Genomic DNA, 1,430 nt, shown 5'->3' with positions numbered 1-1,430 from the left:
CCTCATGTCCCCCCTGCCCCGCCACCGTCCTCGCCAGCTCTCCCTCGGGCCGCTAGAGACTGAAATTCTGAGCATTATTTGGGCCAATGGTGGCGCTACGGTCAGAGACATTCATGACCACATTTTGGCCGACCCCGATCGCGACCTCACCCAAGCCTCAGTCACAACCGTGCTGCAGCGGCTGGCCAAAAAAGGCTGGCTCCGGCGTGAGACAACGGAGCGAGTGGGTCGGGGAAAACTACGGCGGGTTTACTGTTGGCGGCCCACCATCTCTCAACAAGAAGCCGACATGCTGACGGCCCATCAGCAGCTTCAAAGCTTTTTGGCCATTGGCAGCCCTGATATTGTGGCCGCCTTTGCCGATAGTCTCGATGTCGCTGATCTCGATAAACTCGATGCGATCGCGGCTCGTTTGCGTGCCCTACGTCAGACCCCAGAAAACTCAACCCCAGGTAAGGAGGCGTAATGCACAGCAGTTTAATCGTGCTGACGCTAGCGATCGCAGTCGTCTGGCGGTGGAGTTGGCAAGGGCCAAATGCTGGCGCTCAAGGTCATCCTCAAGGGCGATCGCCTGCTGACTGCTGGCAAACCCGCTGGGAATCTACGCTCAGCGCCTTTTGTCTGCCACCGCTGATAGTTATTTTGGCAGCCAGTGCCGTGCTTGCAATGGGGCACCACGGCACTATGATGGGCTGGTCGGTTAGCCCGGTGGGCTGCTGGGTCAGCCTGGGCTTGCTCAGCGGCTTGAGTGGAGTGCTAGTCTATGCTCTAGGCCAGGCCCTGGCCACTAATCTGCGGCTGCGCCAATATCCGCAGGTCACCCTGCCGCAAGGAACGCTCGCTCGCTGTTTACCCATTGACTTGCCTATGGCTGCCCAGGTGGGGCTATGGCGATCGTCTCTGCTGGTCAGTCAGGGCTGGCTAGATCAGCTCACCTCCAGCGAGCAGCGGGCTACGTTAGCCCACGAGCAGGCCCATGCCGACTATCACGATCCGTTCTGGTTTTTGTGGTTGGGCGTTGTGCGCCGTTTTGCCTTTTGGCTACCCAACACCACGGCACTGTGGGAAGACCTGCTGCTGCTGCGAGAAATCCGGGCCGACCAGCAGGCGGCGAGTAGCAGCGATCCCCTGGTGTTAGCAGAACTGTTGGTTAAATTAGCCCGCCAGATGACCATGGCCATCCATCCTCCCGATTTAGAGGATGGTCTTGACATCGGCGTTGGCTTTAATGAATCTTTATCGCTCAGCCGTCTAGAGCAACGGGTCAGTGCGCTACTCGAACCAGGCCCCATGTCTGCAAGCCCCAGGTCAAGACTTGGGCGTTTGGCATGGCTGCTGGCGGCGGCGCTGCCCTTGGCTACCACCTGGCTGCACACTTAACCGCAGGTCTGAAATAAACCCACTATTCCAGCTCCCTTGCTCCCCTGCTC

Annotated in this window: 2 protein-coding genes; both read left to right on the top strand. The window is 59.1% G+C overall.

The genetic code is table 11. The annotated features are described in order from the left end of the window. Positions 1–4 precede the first annotated feature (4 nt). A complete protein-coding gene (locus tag IQ273_RS33140) occupies positions 5–466 on the top strand; it encodes a BlaI/MecI/CopY family transcriptional regulator (RefSeq protein WP_194027312.1) in 462 nt (153 codons plus the stop codon). Continuing rightward, positions 466–1,380 (top strand): M56 family metallopeptidase, encoded by a 915-nt coding sequence (locus tag IQ273_RS33135; protein WP_194027311.1) that lies wholly within the window; start codon positions 466–468, stop codon positions 1,378–1,380. The genes IQ273_RS33140 and IQ273_RS33135 overlap by 1 nt, the downstream gene beginning before the upstream one ends. Positions 1,381–1,430: the final 50 nt, after the last annotated feature.

The organism is Nodosilinea sp. LEGE 07298, assembly GCF_015207265.1.
In the GTDB taxonomy this organism is placed as follows: Bacteria; Cyanobacteriota; Cyanobacteriia; order Phormidesmidales; family Phormidesmidaceae; genus Nodosilinea.
The sequence above is the reverse complement of the archived record's forward strand: the minus strand, read 5'-3'. Positions and strand labels throughout refer to the sequence as shown.